This window comes from Microbacterium testaceum StLB037, from assembly GCF_008763945.1.
GTDB lineage: Bacteria > Actinomycetota > Actinomycetes > Actinomycetales > Microbacteriaceae > Microbacterium > Microbacterium testaceum_G.
This window is the reverse complement of record NZ_VTQH01000002.1, coordinates 424,473-439,944: the sequence shown is the minus strand read 5'-3', so window position 1 is coordinate 439,944 and position 15,472 is coordinate 424,473. Positions and strand designations below refer to the sequence as shown.

Annotated in this window: 20 protein-coding genes and 2 tRNA genes; 11 read left to right on the top strand and 11 right to left on the bottom strand. The window is 70.6% G+C overall.

The features are described 5' to 3' along the window. The first annotated feature begins 209 nt into the window (after nucleotides 1–209). The 3 genes from F9B98_RS10780 to F9B98_RS10770 all read left to right on the top strand — a co-directional run bounded on the left by F9B98_RS10780 (nucleotide 210) and on the right by F9B98_RS10770 (nucleotide 2,419). The gene (locus F9B98_RS10780) at nucleotides 210–1,466 is read left to right on the top strand and encodes a DNA polymerase IV (RefSeq protein WP_150957119.1); all 1,257 of its coding nucleotides are present in this window, start codon (nucleotides 210–212) and stop codon (nucleotides 1,464–1,466) included. A 64-nt stretch (nucleotides 1,467–1,530) separates the two neighbouring features. Then, nucleotides 1,531–1,851, top strand: coding sequence for a hypothetical protein (locus tag F9B98_RS10775; protein ID WP_150957116.1), 321 nt, complete (start codon nucleotides 1,531–1,533; stop codon nucleotides 1,849–1,851). Beyond that, nucleotides 1,826–2,419 carry a hypothetical protein gene (locus F9B98_RS10770; RefSeq protein WP_150957112.1) on the top strand — a complete coding sequence of 198 codons (594 nt, stop codon included), beginning with the start codon at nucleotides 1,826–1,828 and terminating at the stop codon, nucleotides 2,417–2,419. Before F9B98_RS10775 ends, F9B98_RS10770 begins: the two co-directional genes overlap by 26 nt. 18 nt (nucleotides 2,420–2,437) lie before the next feature. Here the strand turns inward: F9B98_RS10770 and F9B98_RS10765 are convergent, their stop codons facing one another. The 6 genes from F9B98_RS10765 to F9B98_RS10740 all read right to left on the bottom strand — a co-directional run bounded on the left by F9B98_RS10765 (nucleotide 2,438) and on the right by F9B98_RS10740 (nucleotide 4,585). Next, the gene (locus F9B98_RS10765; protein WP_225310310.1) at nucleotides 2,438–2,920 is read right to left on the bottom strand and encodes a DUF2017 family protein; all 483 of its coding nucleotides are present in this window, start codon (nucleotides 2,918–2,920) and stop codon (nucleotides 2,438–2,440) included. Continuing rightward, complete coding sequence (gene clpS, locus F9B98_RS10760) at nucleotides 2,917–3,216, bottom strand: ATP-dependent Clp protease adapter ClpS (RefSeq protein WP_150957109.1); 300 nt, start codon at nucleotides 3,214–3,216, stop codon at nucleotides 2,917–2,919. Before clpS ends, F9B98_RS10765 begins: the two co-directional genes overlap by 4 nt. Continuing rightward, a complete protein-coding gene (locus tag F9B98_RS10755) occupies nucleotides 3,216–3,557 on the bottom strand; it encodes a metallopeptidase family protein (RefSeq protein WP_150957807.1) in 342 nt (113 codons plus the stop codon). The genes clpS and F9B98_RS10755 overlap by 1 nt, the downstream gene beginning before the upstream one ends. A gap of 178 nt (nucleotides 3,558–3,735) precedes the next feature. Then, nucleotides 3,736–3,811, bottom strand: a tRNA-His gene (locus F9B98_RS10750). Nucleotides 3,812–3,847: 36 nt separating this feature from the next. Then, nucleotides 3,848–4,474 carry an oligoribonuclease gene (orn, locus tag F9B98_RS10745; RefSeq protein ID WP_150957106.1) on the bottom strand — a complete coding sequence of 209 codons (627 nt, stop codon included), beginning with the start codon at nucleotides 4,472–4,474 and terminating at the stop codon, nucleotides 3,848–3,850. Nucleotides 4,475–4,512: 38 nt separating this feature from the next. Continuing rightward, nucleotides 4,513–4,585: transfer RNA gene (locus tag F9B98_RS10740), tRNA-Arg, on the bottom strand. Between the two features lie 101 nt (nucleotides 4,586–4,686). Between F9B98_RS10740 and F9B98_RS10735 the strand changes: the two genes are divergently transcribed. After that, the gene (locus tag F9B98_RS10735; RefSeq protein ID WP_150957103.1) at nucleotides 4,687–4,896 is read left to right on the top strand and encodes a methyltransferase; all 210 of its coding nucleotides are present in this window, start codon (nucleotides 4,687–4,689) and stop codon (nucleotides 4,894–4,896) included. A gap of 132 nt (nucleotides 4,897–5,028) precedes the next feature. Here the strand turns inward: F9B98_RS10735 and F9B98_RS10730 are convergent, their stop codons facing one another. Beyond that, nucleotides 5,029–5,637, bottom strand: coding sequence for a YczE/YyaS/YitT family protein (locus tag F9B98_RS10730; RefSeq protein ID WP_150957099.1), 609 nt, complete (start codon nucleotides 5,635–5,637; stop codon nucleotides 5,029–5,031). A 61-nt stretch (nucleotides 5,638–5,698) separates the two neighbouring features. Between F9B98_RS10730 and F9B98_RS10725 the strand changes: the two genes are divergently transcribed. Further along, nucleotides 5,699–7,117, top strand: a complete 1,419-nt coding sequence (locus tag F9B98_RS10725) for a PLP-dependent aminotransferase family protein (RefSeq protein WP_150957095.1) — start codon at nucleotides 5,699–5,701, stop codon at nucleotides 7,115–7,117. Nucleotides 7,118–7,179: 62 nt separating this feature from the next. Here F9B98_RS10725 and F9B98_RS10720 read toward each other — a convergent pair whose 3' ends face one another. Then, nucleotides 7,180–7,437, bottom strand: a complete 258-nt coding sequence (locus F9B98_RS10720) for a hypothetical protein (RefSeq protein ID WP_150957093.1) — start codon at nucleotides 7,435–7,437, stop codon at nucleotides 7,180–7,182. A 206-nt stretch (nucleotides 7,438–7,643) separates the two neighbouring features. Here F9B98_RS10720 and F9B98_RS10715 point away from each other — a divergent pair, with 206 nt between their 5' ends. The 4 genes from F9B98_RS10715 (at nucleotide 7,644) to F9B98_RS10700 (ending at nucleotide 11,054) form a co-directional block, all read left to right on the top strand. Further along, nucleotides 7,644–8,171: a single-stranded DNA-binding protein gene (locus tag F9B98_RS10715; protein WP_150957091.1), complete on the top strand. Its 528-nt coding sequence runs from the start codon at nucleotides 7,644–7,646 to the stop codon at nucleotides 8,169–8,171. Nucleotides 8,172–8,256: 85 nt separating this feature from the next. Further along, the gene (locus tag F9B98_RS15950) at nucleotides 8,257–8,784 is read left to right on the top strand and encodes a DUF6993 domain-containing protein (protein ID WP_191966770.1); all 528 of its coding nucleotides are present in this window, start codon (nucleotides 8,257–8,259) and stop codon (nucleotides 8,782–8,784) included. A gap of 55 nt (nucleotides 8,785–8,839) precedes the next feature. Next, a complete protein-coding gene (gene ettA, locus F9B98_RS10705) occupies nucleotides 8,840–10,519 on the top strand; it encodes an energy-dependent translational throttle protein EttA (protein ID WP_150957088.1) in 1,680 nt (559 codons plus the stop codon). Then, a complete protein-coding gene (locus F9B98_RS10700; RefSeq protein ID WP_225310308.1) occupies nucleotides 10,512–11,054 on the top strand; it encodes an acyl-CoA thioesterase in 543 nt (180 codons plus the stop codon). The genes ettA and F9B98_RS10700 overlap by 8 nt, the downstream gene beginning before the upstream one ends. Nucleotides 11,055–11,163: 109 nt before the next feature. Here the strand turns inward: F9B98_RS10700 and F9B98_RS10695 are convergent, their stop codons facing one another. Further along, nucleotides 11,164–12,033, bottom strand: coding sequence for an acyl-CoA thioesterase (locus F9B98_RS10695; protein WP_150957085.1), 870 nt, complete (start codon nucleotides 12,031–12,033; stop codon nucleotides 11,164–11,166). A gap of 53 nt (nucleotides 12,034–12,086) precedes the next feature. Here F9B98_RS10695 and F9B98_RS10690 point away from each other — a divergent pair, with 53 nt between their 5' ends. Together F9B98_RS10690 and F9B98_RS10685 are read left to right on the top strand one after the other, a co-directional pair. Further along, the gene (locus F9B98_RS10690; RefSeq protein ID WP_150957082.1) at nucleotides 12,087–12,755 is read left to right on the top strand and encodes a hypothetical protein; all 669 of its coding nucleotides are present in this window, start codon (nucleotides 12,087–12,089) and stop codon (nucleotides 12,753–12,755) included. Nucleotides 12,756–12,926: 171 nt separating this feature from the next. Beyond that, entirely contained in the window at nucleotides 12,927–13,760 is an 834-nt protein-coding gene (locus F9B98_RS10685; RefSeq protein WP_150957079.1) for a cation-transporting ATPase, read from the top strand. Between the two features lie 12 nt (nucleotides 13,761–13,772). On the opposite strand, the gene F9B98_RS10680 is transcribed toward F9B98_RS10685, so the two are convergent. Continuing rightward, entirely contained in the window at nucleotides 13,773–14,222 is a 450-nt protein-coding gene (locus F9B98_RS10680) for a globin (RefSeq protein WP_150957076.1), read from the bottom strand. After that, nucleotides 14,219–15,463 carry a mechanosensitive ion channel family protein gene (locus F9B98_RS10675; RefSeq protein WP_150957073.1) on the bottom strand — a complete coding sequence of 415 codons (1,245 nt, stop codon included), beginning with the start codon at nucleotides 15,461–15,463 and terminating at the stop codon, nucleotides 14,219–14,221. The genes F9B98_RS10680 and F9B98_RS10675 overlap by 4 nt, the downstream gene beginning before the upstream one ends. Between the last annotated feature and the right edge of the window lie 9 nt (nucleotides 15,464–15,472).

The following is a 15,472-nucleotide window of genomic DNA, read 5'->3' as shown; positions in this document are numbered from 1 at the left end:
CACCGGATGCCACGGCACCGCGCCCCGCGAGGGGTGGGGCCGTGGCATCCGGCGTTTTCGGGCAGGTGCGCGCGTTCGTTTCCGCACACCCTCGGTCATCTGCGCAGGGTCAGTGGCGACGGGGCGATGGCGGCTGAGGATGTGCGGATCGCTGAGCTACCGCGATCGCCCGCGGTCCGATGTCGGAGGTCCGGGGGAGAATGGATGCCATGGGACGAGGTGACGGAACGGGGCGCATCGTCTCGCGCCCCGACGCCGACGACACGGGCACGGGCATCCTGCACGTGGACATGGACGCCTTCTTCGCCTCGGTCGCCGTGCTCGACGACCCCTCGCTCGCGGGCAAGCCCCTCATCATCGGCGGGTCCGAGGGGCGCGGCGTGGTCTCGAGCGCCTCATACGAGGCCCGCCGCTACGGCGTGAAGTCGGCGATGCCCGTCTCGATCGCGCTGCGCCTGTGTCCCACCGCGATCGTGGTGAACCCTCCGTACCACCGCTACACCGAGATGTCGCGGCAGGTCATGGCGATCTTCCACGACGTCACCCCGCTCGTGGAGCCCCTGTCGATCGACGAGGCCTTCCTCGACGTCCGCGGCGCCCGGCGACTGTGGGGGAGCCCGGGCACGATCGCCCGCGACCTGAGGGCCCGGGTGAAGGCCGAGACCGGCCTCACCTGCAGCATCGGGGTCGCCGCGACCAAGCACGTCGCCAAGATGGCGTCCACCATCTCCAAGCCCGACGGACTGCTCGTGGTCGCCGAGGCCGACACCGAGGCGTTCCTTCGCCCTCGCTCGGTGCGGGCGCTGTGGGGCGTGGGACCCAAGGCGGCCGAGGCGCTCGAGTCCCGCGGCATCCGGCTCATCTCCGACATCCTCGACACCCCGCGGCACTCGCTCGACCAGGTCCTGGGTGCGGCGATGGGGGAGCGGATCTGGCACCTGTCACGGGGCATCGACGCCCGCGAGGTTCACACGGGACGCAGCGAGAAGAGCGTCGGACACGAAGAGACCTTCCACACCGACCTCTCCGACACCCGGTTGCTCCACGTCGAGCTGCGGCGGCTCGCCGACCGCGTCGGTGCGCGCCTGCGCGGGCAGCACTACGAGGCCTCGACGATCTCCATCAAGGTGCGCTTCTCCGACTTCGCGACGCTCAGCCGCTCGCGGACCCTGAAAGAGCCCACCTCCGTCGGCCAGCGCATCGGCGACGCGGCGATCGAGCTCTTCGACTCCATCGACCGGCGCCAGGCCGTCCGCCTCGTCGGCGTTCGCGGCGAGAAGCTGAGGCCCGCGGCGATGGCCGCGACGCTCTGGGACGACGATGCCGAATGGCGTCGGGTCGAGGGGGCGCTCGACGGCGCCATCGCCCGTTTCGGCCGCGGCGCGGTGACGCGCGGTTCGCTGCTCGGCCCCTCGCGCGGCGGGGGAGCGCTGCCGACCAATCCGCGGCCGTCGTACGATCACTGACACGCGGCTCCCCACCGCGCAACGCCCCTGGGAGGTGCCGGGTCGGGCCGGTACGGTGGGGGGCATGCCCAACATCGCATTGGAACTCGGCAAGCAGGCCACCAGTCTCGGCGTCACCTCCGCCTACGGCGAGCAGCAGGACGTCGACGGCGTGCGCATCGTCCCCGTCGCCCTGGTCTGGGCCGGGTACGGTGGCGGCTCGGACGAGCAGGGGAACGGCGGCGGTGGCGGCGGCGGGTACACGCTCCCGCTCGGCGCCTACATCCGACGCGGCGACGACCTGCGGTTCGATCCGAACCTCGTCTCGCTTCTGGCCGTCGGCATCCCGTTCGTGTGGGTCGCCGGTCGCGCCCTCAGCCGTGTCATCCGCGCCCTCAAGAAGTAACGCGGACCCGGTCGACCACGCCCTCGCCGCGGCCCTCGCCGCGGTGACGGCGCGCATCGCCGCGGTCGGAGCGGCGAACCCGGTCGTGGCCGTGGACGGGCGCAGCGGGGCAGGAAAGAGCTCTCTAGCCCGACGCCTCGTCGCGGCCTGGCCCGGGCGCGGACGCGTGCAGCTCGTCGCCCTTGACGACCTGTACCCCGGGTGGGACGGCTTGGCCGACGGCGTCGAGTACGTGCGGCAGACGATCCTCTCGCCGCACGCCCGCGGTCTCGTCGGGGTGTGGGAGAGGTGGGACTGGGAGTCCGGCGCGCGCGCCGAGGCATACGCCGTCGACCCCTCCCTCCCGCTCGTCGTGGAGGGCTCCGGTCTTCTCACCCCCGACATCGCCCGCCTCGCCGACGTGTCGGTCTGGGTCGACGCGCCGCTGCCGTCGCGCAAGGCGCGTGCCCTGGGCCGCGACGGCGACACCTATCGCCCGCACTGGGACCGGTGGGCGGAGCAGGAGGAGCGACACCTCGCCGCGCACGACCCCGCACGCCTCGCCGACCTCGTCGTGTCGGTTCCCTGACGGGGCCGTCCCGCGGTCCTACGCGCGGTCGAGGGCCGCGACGAGGCCGTCGAGGCGGTAGCCGATCCAGTCGTACACGCCGTACCGGGGATCCTGCGGGTCGTGATCGTCATCGGATTGGATACCGAGACGCGTCGCCATCACCAGGCGCAGCGCCGAGAGGGTTCGCATCCACGCGAGAGCTTCGGTCTCGCCGAGGGCGACGGCGATCGTCGCGTCGGGGTCGCTCTCGGGGTCGAGATCAGCGCCGTCAAGACCGAGGGTGTGCAGAACCGTCGCGGCGTCCTGCGAGCGACGCTCGAGAAGGTCACCGCCCGTGAGACGGCGGAACTCGCGGCTCGCGGCGGCATCGTCGGGGTAGGCGTCGGGTTGCAGTCGCTCGATCGCCGGGTCGTCGCCGGGGCGCGACTCGGCCAGCAGGTCGCGGAACTGCCCCACGATGCCCGCGAGATGCAGGGCCTCGAGTCCGCTGATCTCCAGCACGACGATGCGCTCGCTCACGCGGGGTCCTTTCTGACGGTGGCCCAGAGGCTGTAATCGTGCATGGCCTGCACGTGGGCCTCCATGACCTCGCGCGGGCCGCGGGCGACGACGGCGTGGCCGTCGTGGTGCACCGCGAGCATCAGCCTGTTCGCAGTGGGGGCGTCGTACCCGAAGTAGGTGCGGAAGACGTGCGTGACGTAGCTCATGAGGTTGACCGGGTCGTTCCACACCACGGTCTGCCACGACGACGGCGGCGCCGCGGTGAGCTCGGTATCGAGGTCGACATCGAGATCGGGAGTGGCCAGCCCCGTCATCACGCCCACCCCAGTTCGTGCAGCCGCTCGTCGTCGATCCCGTAGAAGTGGGCGATCTCGTGGACGAGCGTGGTGTGGATCTCATCACGCAGTTCGGCCTCGTCCTCGCACGCGGCGAGGTGCGGCTCCCGGTACACGATGATGCGGTCGGGGAGCTCTCCGACGCCGTAACGCTCACGCTCCGTGAGCGCCCACCCGTCGTAGAGCCCGAGCGGATCGAGAGAGCCGTCTTCGGGGCGGTCCTCGACGACGAAGATGACGTTGTCGAGTCCGTCGACCATGTCGTCGGGCAGGCGGTCCAGCTCATCGATCACGAGACGTTCGAATGCCTCGGCGTCCATCTGGAGCGCCGGGCGCGCGTCGACGTCGTCGGTCACGGCGGGCCTCCCGGGGTTGTCGAGCCGTCTCACGGATGCGGGCACCGCTCCCTGGCATCCCGAACCGATTCTACGGCGCGGGGGAGAGAGGGTCTCGAACGACGAAGGCCCGGGAGCGATGCTCTCCGGGCCTTCGAGGGGATGGGGTGGCTAACGGGACTTGAACCCGCGGCCCCCGCGACCACAACGCGGTGCTCTACCAACTGAGCTATAGCCACCATGTGTCTGCCGCAGCAGACAACTGAACAATTATGTCATACGTCGAGCGCGAACGACGACACGGCCGACGCCGAGACGGCCTTGGCCTCGTCGCTCGTGGGCCCCGGCTGGGGAACGAAGACCGCGGCGCGGTAGTACGCGAGCTCGCGGATGGACTCGCGGATGTCGGCCAGGGCGCGGTGCCCGCCGTTCTTGGTGGGCGCCTGGAAGTACGCGCGGGGGTACCAGCGGCGCGAGAGCTCTTTGATGCTGGACACGTCGACGTTGCGGTAGTGCAGCCAGCGGTCGACGCGGGGCATGTACTTCGCCAGGAACATGCGGTCGGTGCCGATGGTGTTGCCGGCGAGCGGCGCCTTCCCCTCGACCGGCGCGAACCGCTGGATGTACTCGAGCGTCTGGAACTCGGCATCCGCCAGGCTCACCCCGTTCGGGATCTCCTCGAGCAGGCCCGAGGAGCGGTGCATCTCGGTGACGAAATCGCCCATGTTGGCGAGTGCGGAGTCGTCGGGTTTGATGACGATCTGGAAGCCGGGGTCGAGCACGTTGAGCTCGAAATCGGTGATGACGACGGCGATCTCGACCAGTTCGTCGACGCCCAGGTCGAGCCCGGTCATCTCGCAGTCGATCCAGACGAGCCGGTCGTTCTCGGAGGCGTTTACCATCCCCACATTCTAGTGAGGGGTCCCGACACCGGCTTCGGTCCCCCAGACACGATTCGAACGTGTGACCGGCGGATTAGAAGGCCGCTGCTCTATCCACTGAGCTACTGGGGGTCGTGATCAGGATATCGCCCGACTCCGGCGCGCCGCACCAGCCCCTGGCGCGTCCGCCGCGGCGGGGGTACATTCCGGCGAAAGAGAGCAAAGGAGCACTCATGTCCGAGACGGTGACACGACGCATCTGGGTGGCCTACGGCCCGAACGGTGTGGTCGGGAAGATCCAGAAGGATGCCGACGGCTACCGCGTGCACATGGCGGGCAAGGACGAGCCGCTCGGCGTCTACCCCACGATGGAGATCGCCAAGAACGCCGTGCACTCCCACCTCAAGCCCGGCAGCGAGAGGCCTGAGTTCCGGGAGCACTGAGCGCGGCCTGAGCCGCGGGCGCCGGGGATTCGTCTCCGGCGCCCTCTTCACCCTCGCGCCCTTTTCACGCTCGCGCCCTTTTCACGCTCGCGCCCTTCTCGCGCTCGCGCCCTTTTCACGCTCGCGCCACCTTCACGCTCGCGCCACCGAGCGCGGGGGAGCGGCGTGCGTCGGTGCGGCGAGTAGCGGGAGGGCCAGGTGCACGAGGGGTCCGATCCCGAGGGCGAACACGACCGTACCGATGCCGACGGTTCCTCCGAGCAGCCAGCCCAGCAGCAGGACCGAGCCCTCGACGCTCAGCCGGCACGCCCAGATCGGCCACCCGAAGCGCGCATTCATCCCCGTCATCAGTCCGTCGCGCGGCCCGGGCCCGAAGTGGGCTCCGATGTAGAGACCGGATGCCACGGCCACCAGCACCACACCCGCGACGAGCATGAGGGCCTGGAGCCAGAACGTGTCGGGGTGGGGGAGGACGCCGAGCGAGAGCTGCAGACTCGTTCCGACGAGGAGGATGTTCGCGACGGTTCCCACACCGGGCTTCTGCCGGAGGGGGATCCACAGGAGCAGAACGCCCAGTCCGACGATGTTCGTGATCCAGCCGATGCCGATCCCCGACACCCGCGACAGCCCCTGTGCGAAGACGGTCCACGGGTCGACGCCGAGCCCGGCGGCGACGGTGACGGCGCACCCGAAGCCGTAGAGCACGAGTCCGACGAAGAGGCGCACGATCCGAGAAGGCATGGGGGAATCCAATCACGGGATTGGCTACGTGCAAGGATGCCAATTCGACTACCGTGGCCGCATGGACTCTCGCGTATCGGCTCGAACCCTGGCATCGGCGCTGGGCGGGTGGCGGGGGAGCGGTCCGGCCTACGAGTCCCTCGCCGACGGTGTGCGCCTGCTCTGCCTCGACAACCGACTGGCGCCCGCCACCGCTCTGCCGGCGGAACGCGAGCTGGCGGCCGCCCTCGGGGTGAGCCGCACCACGGTGGCCGCCGCCTATCAGAGCCTGCGCGACACCGGTCACATCGAGAGTCTGCGCGGCAGCGGAAGCGTGACTCTGCCGCTGCGTCGCACCGATCCGGGGCGACACGAGCTCGACGCCGAGACGATCGACCTGCAGCAGGCGAGTCCCGCGGCGTGGCCGGGACTTCCCGGGGTCATGGCCGAGGTGGTCCAGGACGCCCCCGCACTCGTCGCGCGCATCGGCTACGACGTCGTGGGCGACCCGGGCCTGCGCACGGCGATCGCCGAGCACTACCGCGAACGCGGCCTGGCGACCACCGCCGACCAGATCCTCGTGACGACTGGAGCGCAGAGCGCGATCCATCTCATCGCGTCCGTCCTGCTGCACCGCGCGGACCGCGTCTTGATCGAGACACCCACTTACCCGCACGCGGCCGACGCCTTCCGGCGGGTCGGAGCGCGTCTGGTGGGCGTGCCCGTCGACTCCAGGGACGGGTGGGACCTCGACCGCGCGGAGCAGACGTTCGCCCGGACGCTCCCGTCGCTCGCCTACCTCATGCCGGACTTCCACAACCCCACCGGACGCACGATGTCGGAGGCCGACACGGAGGCCTTCCTCGCCGGCGCGCGCTCTGCGGGCACCCTGCTGGTGCTCGACGAGACCACCGCGCAGCTCGACATCGACCGCCCCACCGGCCCGGCACGGTTCCCCGACGACGACCGCGTCATCCGGGTGGGGTCGCTGGGCAAGACCGTGTGGGGTGGGTTGCGGGTGGGGTGGGTGAGGGCCGCTCCCGACATCGTCCGCCGGCTGGCGAGCGGTCGCCCCGTGCACGATCTGGGAACGCCCGAACTCGAGCAGGCCATCGCGGCTCGTCTGATTCCCCGCCTCGGTGAGATCGCCGCGCAGCGCGGCACCCTTCTGCGGGCCGGACGTGACAGCGTGGTCGAGGAGCTGCGCCGGCTCCTGCCCGAGTGGGAGATTCCCGACGTCACCGGCGGAGTCTCGCTGTGGGTGGGGATCGGAGAGCCGCTGAGCACGCCGCTGGTCATGTCGGCCCGCGCCCGGGGGCTTGCCCTCTCGGCGGGGTCGCGGTTCGCGGTCGAGGGTGGCCACGATCGCCGGCTGCGCGTGCCGTTCACGGCATCGCCGCCGACGTTGCGGCGAGCCGTCGGCATCCTTCGCGCCGCGTGGGACGACGTGCGAGGCGGGAGCGACGTTCCGACACGCACCGACTTCGCGACCGTGGTCTGAGCGGTGCGGCGCCGACGGCCCCGATCGCTCGGGGCGGCCCCGATCGGCGCGGCCGCGCCGCCTCACCGCAGGTAGCGCAGACACTCGAGCGCGTCGGTGGACGACCAGAACTCGCCCAGGCGACGGAAGCTGCCGGTGGCGGTGTGGAACCGCTCGGCGGCGTAACGCCAACCCCCCTCGGCCGCGATGGCGCGGACGTGGCCCACGACCACCCCGCGCGGGTCGGCGATGCGCCACAGGCCCGCGGCGACGTGCGTCGCCGCTCCCCACCCGGCCGGACGCGGGGCCGGGGCGAGGTCGTTCCACAGTGCGGTGCTCATGCGATGACGGTAGAACCAACCTCCGACATTGCCCCGGCCGTTTGCCGCGCCCCTCCCTCCCCAGGCGGCGAGGTGGGCGAGTTCTCCACGGAACGGGGAGAGGAGCCGTTCGTGCGGGTGCGGATCCGGCCATCCTGAGCGTGGCTCCGGCATCCGTCGGGCACACGGATGCCGGAGCGCACACCCCGTCGAGAGGAAGCAAGGACATGAGCGATCACATCACCCTGGTGGGCAACATCGTCGGCGAACTGGAGCAGCGCTCCACGCGGAACGGAGGTCCGATCGCAGCCTTCCGGCTCGCCGTCGGCGAACGTCGACTCGATCGGGAGCGGGGGGAGTGGGTGGACGGCCACACGAACTACTACAACGCCTCGGTCTTCGGCGATCTCGGCGCGCACGCGCTGACGTCGCTGCGCAAGGGGCAGCGGGTCGTGCTGACCGGCCGGCTCCGACTGCGCGAGTGGGAGAACGAGAGTAAACGCGGCGTCAGCGCCGATGTGACCGTCGACGCGATCGGACACGACCTGCGCTGGGGGACCTCGACGTTCGAGCGAGCGGGCAAGCCGTCGGCCGACGCGCTCGCGGGCGGCGCAGAGGCGGTGGCTGCGGCGGCCGAGGAGGCGTGGGCGGCTCCGGGCGTCGACGAGAGCACGAACGGCCTCGACGTGATCGGCGTGGGTGCCGGAGTGGAGGGCGCGCCTTCGGCGGGAGCGCGAGAGGACGGGCCGTTCTGAGTCCGGGTGCCGGGCCGTGGTCGGGTCGCGGAGCCGACTCACCCGCGGCCCGGATCACGGCGGCCGGGTCCGTAGACTCGGACGCGTGTCTCGTCTCTTCGGTCGTCCCCTCGCCGCCCTGACCGTCGTCGCGGTGCTCGGCCTGGCCGGGTGCACCGGCCAGACCCCCGACCCGGGTTCCGTCGGCACGGCGGATGCGTCGGCCTCGGCGGCCGAGACGTCCGCCGCCCAGACCCCCTCGGCGGACGCGTCCGCCTCCACCGTCCCGACCGCCGCGGCGCCCACCTTCGTCGCGGGTGGGACGGCGGCGCAGAACCTGCCGTTCTTCGCACAGGTCGTGTCGGGCGTGTGGTCGGGGCCCGATCAGGCGAAAGGTCGCGCCTACATCGACGCCCTGACGGCGGCGGGCTTCGACAAGGCGGCGATGCAGGTGACCGCCGATCAGTCCACGATCGGCAACCCCGCCGAGAGCATCGAGTTCTCGGTGCGCAGCGGCGACGAGTGCCTCGTCGGGCAGGTCGGGCCCTCGATCGGCAACCCCGTCACGTCGGTGCTTCCGGGGCTCTCGTCGGGCGGGTGCCTGATCGGGCAGACGCGCACGATCGACTGGTGACATCGCGCCGTCCCCCGTCGGCGAGAGGTCTCATCGCCCCTAGACTGGATGGGTTATGGCGGAATACATCTACTCCATGGTCCGCGCCCGCAAGGCTGTGGGCGACAAGCTGATCCTCGACGACGTCACCATGTCGTTCCTCCCCGGTGCCAAGATCGGCATGGTCGGGCCGAACGGTGCGGGTAAGTCGACGATCCTGAAGATCATGGCGGGGCTTGACAACCCCTCCAACGGCGAGGCGCGGCTCAGCCCGGGCTTCACCGTGGGCATCCTCATGCAGGAGCCCGAGCTCGACGACAGCAAGACGGTGCTGGAGAACATCCAGGACGGCGTCGCGATCAAGCCGAAGCTCGACCGGTTCAACGAGATCTCGGCCCTCATGGCCGACCCCGACGCCGACTTCGACGCCCTGCTCGCCGAGATGGGCACCCTGCAGGAGGAGATCGACGCCGCCGACGGCTGGGACCTCGACTCGCAGCTCGAGCAGGCGATGGACGCCCTGCGCACCCCGCCCGCGGACGCGTCGGTCGTGCCCCTCTCGGGTGGTGAGCGTCGCCGCGTGGCCCTGGCGAAGCTGCTGCTGCAGAAGCCTGATCTCCTGCTCCTCGACGAGCCCACCAACCACCTCGACGCCGAGAGCGTGCTCTGGCTCGAGCAGCACCTCAAGGCCTACAAGGGCGCCGTCATCGCCATCACGCACGACCGGTACTTCCTCGACAACGTCGCGGAGTGGATCGCCGAGGTCGACCGCGGGCACCTGTACCCCTACGAGGGCAACTACTCGACCTACCTCGAGAAGAAGGGGCAGCGTCTCGACGTCCAGGGCAAGAAGGACGCCAAGCTCGCCAAGCGCTTGAAGGAAGAGCTCGAGTGGGTCCGCTCGAACGCCAAGGGCCGTCAGGTCAAGTCCAAGGCGCGCCTCGCCCGTTACGAGGAGATGGCGGCCGAGGCCGAGCGCACGCGCAAGTTGGACTTCGACGAGATCCAGATCCCCGCTGGCCCGCGCCTGGGCAGCATCGTCATCGATGCCAAGAAGCTCGAGAAGAGCTTCGGCGACCGATCGCTCATCAGCAACCTGAGCTTCAACCTGCCCCCGAACGGCATCGTCGGCGTCATCGGCCCGAACGGTGTGGGTAAGACCACTCTGTTCAAGACGATCGTCGGACTCGAGCCCCTCGACGGCGGCACGCTGAAGATCGGTGAGACCGTGAAGATCAGCTACGTCGACCAGTCGCGCGCCAACATCGACCCCGAGAAGACGCTGTGGGAGGTCGTGTCGGACGGGCTCGACATCATCACCGTGGGCAAGACCGAGATCCCCTCGCGCGCCTACGTGTCGAAGTTCGGCTTCAAGGGGCCCGACCAGCAGAAGAAGGCAGGCGTGCTCTCCGGTGGTGAGCGCAACCGTCTCAACCTGGCCCTGACGCTGAAAGAGGGCGGCAACCTGCTGCTCCTCGACGAGCCGACGAACGACCTCGACGTCGAGACGTTGAGCTCGCTCGAGAACGCCCTGCTCGAGTTCCCCGGCTGCGCCGTGGTCATCACGCACGACCGGTGGTTCCTCGATCGCATCGCGACGCACATCCTGGCCTACGAGGGCACCGAGGAGAACCCCGACCAGTGGCACTGGTTCGAGGGCAACTTCGAGGCCTACGAGGCGAACAAGATCGAGCGTCTCGGCGCCGACGCCGCCAACCCGTCGCGCTCGACCTACCGCAAGCTCACGCGTGACTGACGATCGTTCGACGATCCCCGACGAGGGTCCGGCCGACGCCGGGCCCTCGCGGGTGCACGTGCCCATCCACCTCCGGTGGGGCGACCTCGACGCGCTCGGTCACGTGAACAACACCTCGATGCTGAAGCTGCTCGAAGAGGCACGGTTGCGCGCCTTCTGGCACAGCGACGACGAGGGCGAGCCGCTTCCCACGGCCATCTTCGACATGGACGTGCTCGAGAACGGCGGTGCCCGCGCGACACTCATCGCCCGGCAGGAGATCGAGTACCTCCGGCCCGTGCCGTACACGCAGCGCCCTCTCGACGTGCACATGTGGATCGGCGCGATGGGCGGCTCCAGCGCGGACATCTGCTACGAGGTCTACAGTCCCGTCGGCGAGGCCGAACCCGTGCTCTACGCCCGGGCCACCGCCGTCACGGTGCTCGTCGACACCTCGACCGGTCGGCCCACCCGCTGGACCGACGCCGAGCGCTCCGCGTGGGCGCCCTACATCGGCGACCCGATCGAGTACCGCCGGCGCCCCTCGCGCGGCTGAGTCCTATGAGCGTGCCACCGCGGCGCCCCCTCGAGGGGCCCGGGCGCTCGCACACCGACCGGACCAGCGCGCGAACCCCCGCGGATCGCCGGGTTTCCGGCATCCGGGATCACTCGCGCGGGACGCGCACCATGACCTCCTGCGCGACGCTCGCGAGGAGAACGCCGTCGCGCGTGTAGATGCGGCCCGTCGACAGGCCGCGACCGCCGCGGGCGTTGGGCGACTCCTGCACGTACAGCAGCCAGTCGTCGACCCGGCCGGGGCGGTGCCACCACATGGCGTGGTCGAGGCTCGCGACCCGGAGTCCGGGGGCGTTCCACGCCACGCCGTGGGCCCGCATGATCGATTCCTGGATCGTGAGATCGCTGAGATACGCGAGGGCGGCTCGGTGCACCGCCGGGTCGTCGCCGATCGGGCGTCGAAGTCGCATCCACACCGCCTGGCGCGGCACGTGCTCTCCCTCGACGGCCGAGTACAGCGGCGAGGTCACGTGCCGTACGTCGACGGGGCTCTCGGAGAAGATCCGACGGCTCATCGGGTGCAGGGCCTCGATGTCGAGGGCGGGGGAGTCGTCGGGCTGCGGGATGCCCTCGGGCATCGGCTCGAAGTGCTCGAGACCGGGATCCTCGTCCTGGAACGACGAGATCATCGAGAAGATCGGCACCCCGGACTGGAATGCCTGCGTCCGACGCGTCGAGAACGAGCGGCCGTCGTGGATGCGGTCGACCGAGAAGGTGATTCCGTCGTCCGGGTCTCCCGGACGCAGGAAGTATCCGTGCATCGAGTGCACGGAACGCTCCGGGGGGAGCGTGCGCGAGGCCGCGACGATGGTCTGCGCGAGCACCTGGCCGCCGTAGACGCGACCGGTCGGCATCGGCTGCGACACGCCCGTGAAGATGTCCTCCGTCGTGCGCGCGCCCGCGTCGCGCAGATCGAGCACGGCGAGCAGAGACGCGACGGGATCGTGGGCCTCGGTCACTCTGTCTCCCGTTCCGGCGCGATGGAGCCGCACCGCTTGATAGTTTAGGGCGGGTGTCCGCGCGCCTGTTGTTCCCCGACCCGCAGGCGGCAGCCGACCTGCTCACCTTCGCCGCCCGAACGATCCGTCTGGGTGACGGAACCGTCCGGCTGCGCGCCGAGGCGGGCGTGCTCGTCGCCACCGCCGCCCCTCTCGCTCCGCGGGGACTGCTCGACGCGACTCCCACGGTGCTGGGGCTGCGCGTCTCGGCGATCGACCCCGAACTCGAGTGCGATCTGGTGGTGGAGGCGTCTGCCCTGCTCCCGGCCCCCGACGACGCCACGGCCGTCGTGCTGCCCGAGACCGCGACCTCTCCCGCCTGGGCCGGCATCTCGCCCCCGCGCGGAGGATGGGAGCAGACGGATGCCATCGACGCGGCCGTTCTGGCCTCCCGCGCTCAGTACGGGGTCGCGGCCGTCGCCGACGCGCTTCCTGCCGACGCCGGCGAAGACGTGGTGCGACTGGTCCGGGCGCAGGTGTGGGGCCCGCCCGACGACGCCCTGGGCGGTCTGCCGCTGGGAACGGCGTTCGCAGCTTTCGCCCTGGGCTTCATCGCCGGGTCCGAAGAGGCGCCCGTGCGCCGCAGCGGGGCCTGGACGCGAGTGAGCCTCGCGCGCGGGCACGTGCTCGTGCGGGGCCCGGTGCGGTCGGGTCTCACCGCGGTCCGCTCCACCGGCAGCTGATCCAGCAAGCGCACAGGTGGCCTCTTTACGCTGAACACAGCAAGGGGAGTACTCCCGACGCGGCGTATCCGTCATCACGAGCCCACGGTTGGGTTCCGGGTGCGTCGGTCCGAAAGGGCGGAGGAGACCTTGACGTCGCGGCAGCATGCCGCCCGTCGAGAGGTTTCCCCCATGGTCTCGTTCTCCCGTCTGTTCGATCTCGCCTCCAAGGCCGCCGGTAAGGCCGCGTCGTCGCCGCGGACGCCGGGGGCTGCCGGCGGCAAGGACTGGCGCGATATGGTGCGCTCCGCCGCCGACGCCGTCACGGGCGACCGCCGCGCGGACGCGCCGCCGGCAGCGCCGCCCTGGAGCACCACGCACGCCGCGACCGGTCGGTACGCCCCGCCCGCGGCATCCGGTTCGTCCTCGGCCCTGTCGGCCGACGACCGCGCGGCGATCGCCCGCTACGACTACCTGCTGCGCACCGCCGACCCCGATCGGGTCGAGCAGATGCACCGCGAGGCGTTCGCCCGTCTCACCCCGGCGCAGCGCGCGCACGTGAAGGAGCGGATGGATGCCGATCTCGCCCCGCACGAGCGTCCTCGGACCGACGCCGCGGACGACCTCGCACGCACCGCTGCGCGTGCGGAGGCCGCGCGCCCGGGGCGCATGTCGGGGCTGCTGGCGAAAGCCGGCCGCGGGGGTCTGATCGGCGCAGGCGTCGTCGGGGCCGGAGGGCTGTTGGCCGCGGTGGCCGGCGGAGCGATCGTCAGCGCCGTCGCGGGCCCGCTGCTCGCGCACGCCGGACAGATGGGCGTCGACTTCGCGGGGCTCGCAGAGGGGGTCGACCTCGAGGCGATGGCATCCGGCGTCGATCTCGCCTCGCTCGCGGAGGACACCGGCATCGGCGAGTGGGCGGGTGGCGCTCAGGATGCCTGGTCGGGCGCCGGCGAGCAGATCAGCGGGTTCGGCGAGGGGCTGTCGAACCTCGACATCCCCGGGTTCGGCGACTTCCTCGGGCGGTGAGTCCGGCGGCGGTCAATCGCTCGCGCGGATCGGGAGCCCCGTGTCGGGGCGCCCGCCCTGCTGAGGGCCGATGCCGCGCGGCTCGAACGTGTTGACCATCGCGTACGCCGCCCGTTCGAGGTAGTCCCACAGGGGCGCTTCGAACGCGGGCGGCAGCGAGATCTCATCGACGGCCGCGCGCATGTGGCGCAGCCACCGGTCCCGCGCGTCGGGGTCGACGTGGAACGGCATGTGGCGCATGCGCAGGCGCGGGTGCCCGCGGGTCTCACCGTACGTCGTCGGTCCGCCCCAGTACTGCGCGAGGAACAGCGTGAGGCGCTCGGCGGCCGGGCCGAGGTCTTCCTCGGGGTACATGGGCTTGAGCACCTCGTCGGAGGCGACCCCGCGGTAGAACGCATCGACGAGGCGGCGGAAGGTATCCATGCCGCCGACCTGGTCGTAGAAGCTGACGGGCTCGGTCACGACTCGTCCTTCTCGTCGGCGCGCACGGCCGGGGGCGTGGGTTTGGGCTGGCCGGCACCGGGCGCGGGCGGCAGATCGACGATCGCTGTGGGGGTGTCGTCTCGCACGGCCTTCTTCTTCACCTTCGGTGCGGGGGCGTCGGCCGTGTGATCCTCGACGGTCTCCGACACGTCGAGCTTGCTGCGGCGGGGGCGCCAGATCGGGCGGCTTGCCGCGACGGGGACCTGGGTCTCCTTCGTCTTCGGCGGGTGCGCTCCGCGGACGCTCTGAGCGCCCTCGGCGCCGGTCAGCACGATCGAGTTCAGCTGCGGCAGCGCGATGCCCATCGCGTCGATCGCCCTCTTCAGACGCGCGCGCAACTCGCGGGCGACGTCGTCCTTCGCACTCGAGCGCGTCTTCATGACGAGCCGGATGACGAGGGCGTCGCCACTGATGGACTCCAGGCCCCAGATCTCGGGCTGCTCGATGATGCGCGAGCGCCACTTGGTCTCTTTCGCCATCGTCTTCGCCGCGGTGAGCATGGCCTTCTCGACGTCGTCGATGTCGGCGTCGACCGGCACGGCGAGGTCGATGATGACGCGCGACCAGCCCTGCGACATGTTGCCGATGCGCGTGATCTCGCCGTTGCGCACGTACCAGAGCGTGCCGTTGACGTCGCGGACGTGGGTGATGCGGACGCTGACGAACTCGACGATTCCGGTCGCGAGCCCGAGGTCGACGACGTCGCCGATGCCGATCTGGTCCTCGGCCACGATGAAGATGCCGTTCAGCACGTCTTTGACGATGTTCTGCGCGCCGAAGCCGAGGCCGGCGCCGATCGCGGCGGTCAACAGCGTCAGTGAGGCGAGGGCATTAGGAGCGACGATCCCGGCGATCCACACCAGGGCGACGATCACGAGGATCACGTTGACGATGTTCTGCAGGATCGTGCCGAGCGTGCGGGTGCGCTGCACCAGTCGCACCGCACTGAGCGGTGAGCGGTCGAGCGCCTGCGTATCGTCGACGCGCGCTTTGCTCTTGGCGCCGTTGACGATGCGGTCGACCACGCGGCGGATGATGACGCGGAGGATCCAGGCGGCGACGGCGACACCGACTATGATGCCCAGGATTTGCAGCAGCGTGCTGCCGAAGCTCAGCAGCTGGCCGCCGATCCAACTCAGGTTGTCGGAATTCACCAGATCGGCGGGCGAGGTGAAGGTGGGCGTGGGGCTCGGTTCGGGGGTTTCGGCGAGAACGAACATCGGATTCAG

Coding starts and splice junctions, on each gene's coding strand:
- clpS (WP_150957109.1), bottom strand. CDS start 3,216: ATGACGGGGCTGGCCACTCCCGATCTCGATGTCGACCTCGATACCGAG.
- F9B98_RS10735 (WP_150957103.1), top strand. CDS start 4,687: ATGTCCGAGACGGTGACACGACGCATCTGGGTGGCCTACGGCCCGAAC.
- ettA (WP_150957088.1), top strand. CDS start 8,840: ATGGCGGAATACATCTACTCCATGGTCCGCGCCCGCAAGGCTGTGGGC.
- F9B98_RS10780 (WP_150957119.1), top strand. CDS start 210: ATGGGACGAGGTGACGGAACGGGGCGCATCGTCTCGCGCCCCGACGCC.
- F9B98_RS10720 (WP_150957093.1), bottom strand. CDS start 7,437: ATGAGCACCGCACTGTGGAACGACCTCGCCCCGGCCCCGCGTCCGGCC.
- F9B98_RS10725 (WP_150957095.1), top strand. CDS start 5,699: ATGGACTCTCGCGTATCGGCTCGAACCCTGGCATCGGCGCTGGGCGGG.
- F9B98_RS10775 (WP_150957116.1), top strand. CDS start 1,531: ATGCCCAACATCGCATTGGAACTCGGCAAGCAGGCCACCAGTCTCGGC.
- F9B98_RS10675 (WP_150957073.1), bottom strand. CDS start 15,463: ATGTTCGTTCTCGCCGAAACCCCCGAACCGAGCCCCACGCCCACCTTC.
- F9B98_RS10715 (WP_150957091.1), top strand. CDS start 7,644: ATGAGCGATCACATCACCCTGGTGGGCAACATCGTCGGCGAACTGGAG.
- F9B98_RS10755 (WP_150957807.1), bottom strand. CDS start 3,557: ATGGACGCCGAGGCATTCGAACGTCTCGTGATCGATGAGCTGGACCGC.
- F9B98_RS10730 (WP_150957099.1), bottom strand. CDS start 5,637: ATGCCTTCTCGGATCGTGCGCCTCTTCGTCGGACTCGTGCTCTACGGC.
- F9B98_RS10685 (WP_150957079.1), top strand. CDS start 12,927: ATGGTCTCGTTCTCCCGTCTGTTCGATCTCGCCTCCAAGGCCGCCGGT.
- orn (WP_150957106.1), bottom strand. CDS start 4,474: ATGGTAAACGCCTCCGAGAACGACCGGCTCGTCTGGATCGACTGCGAG.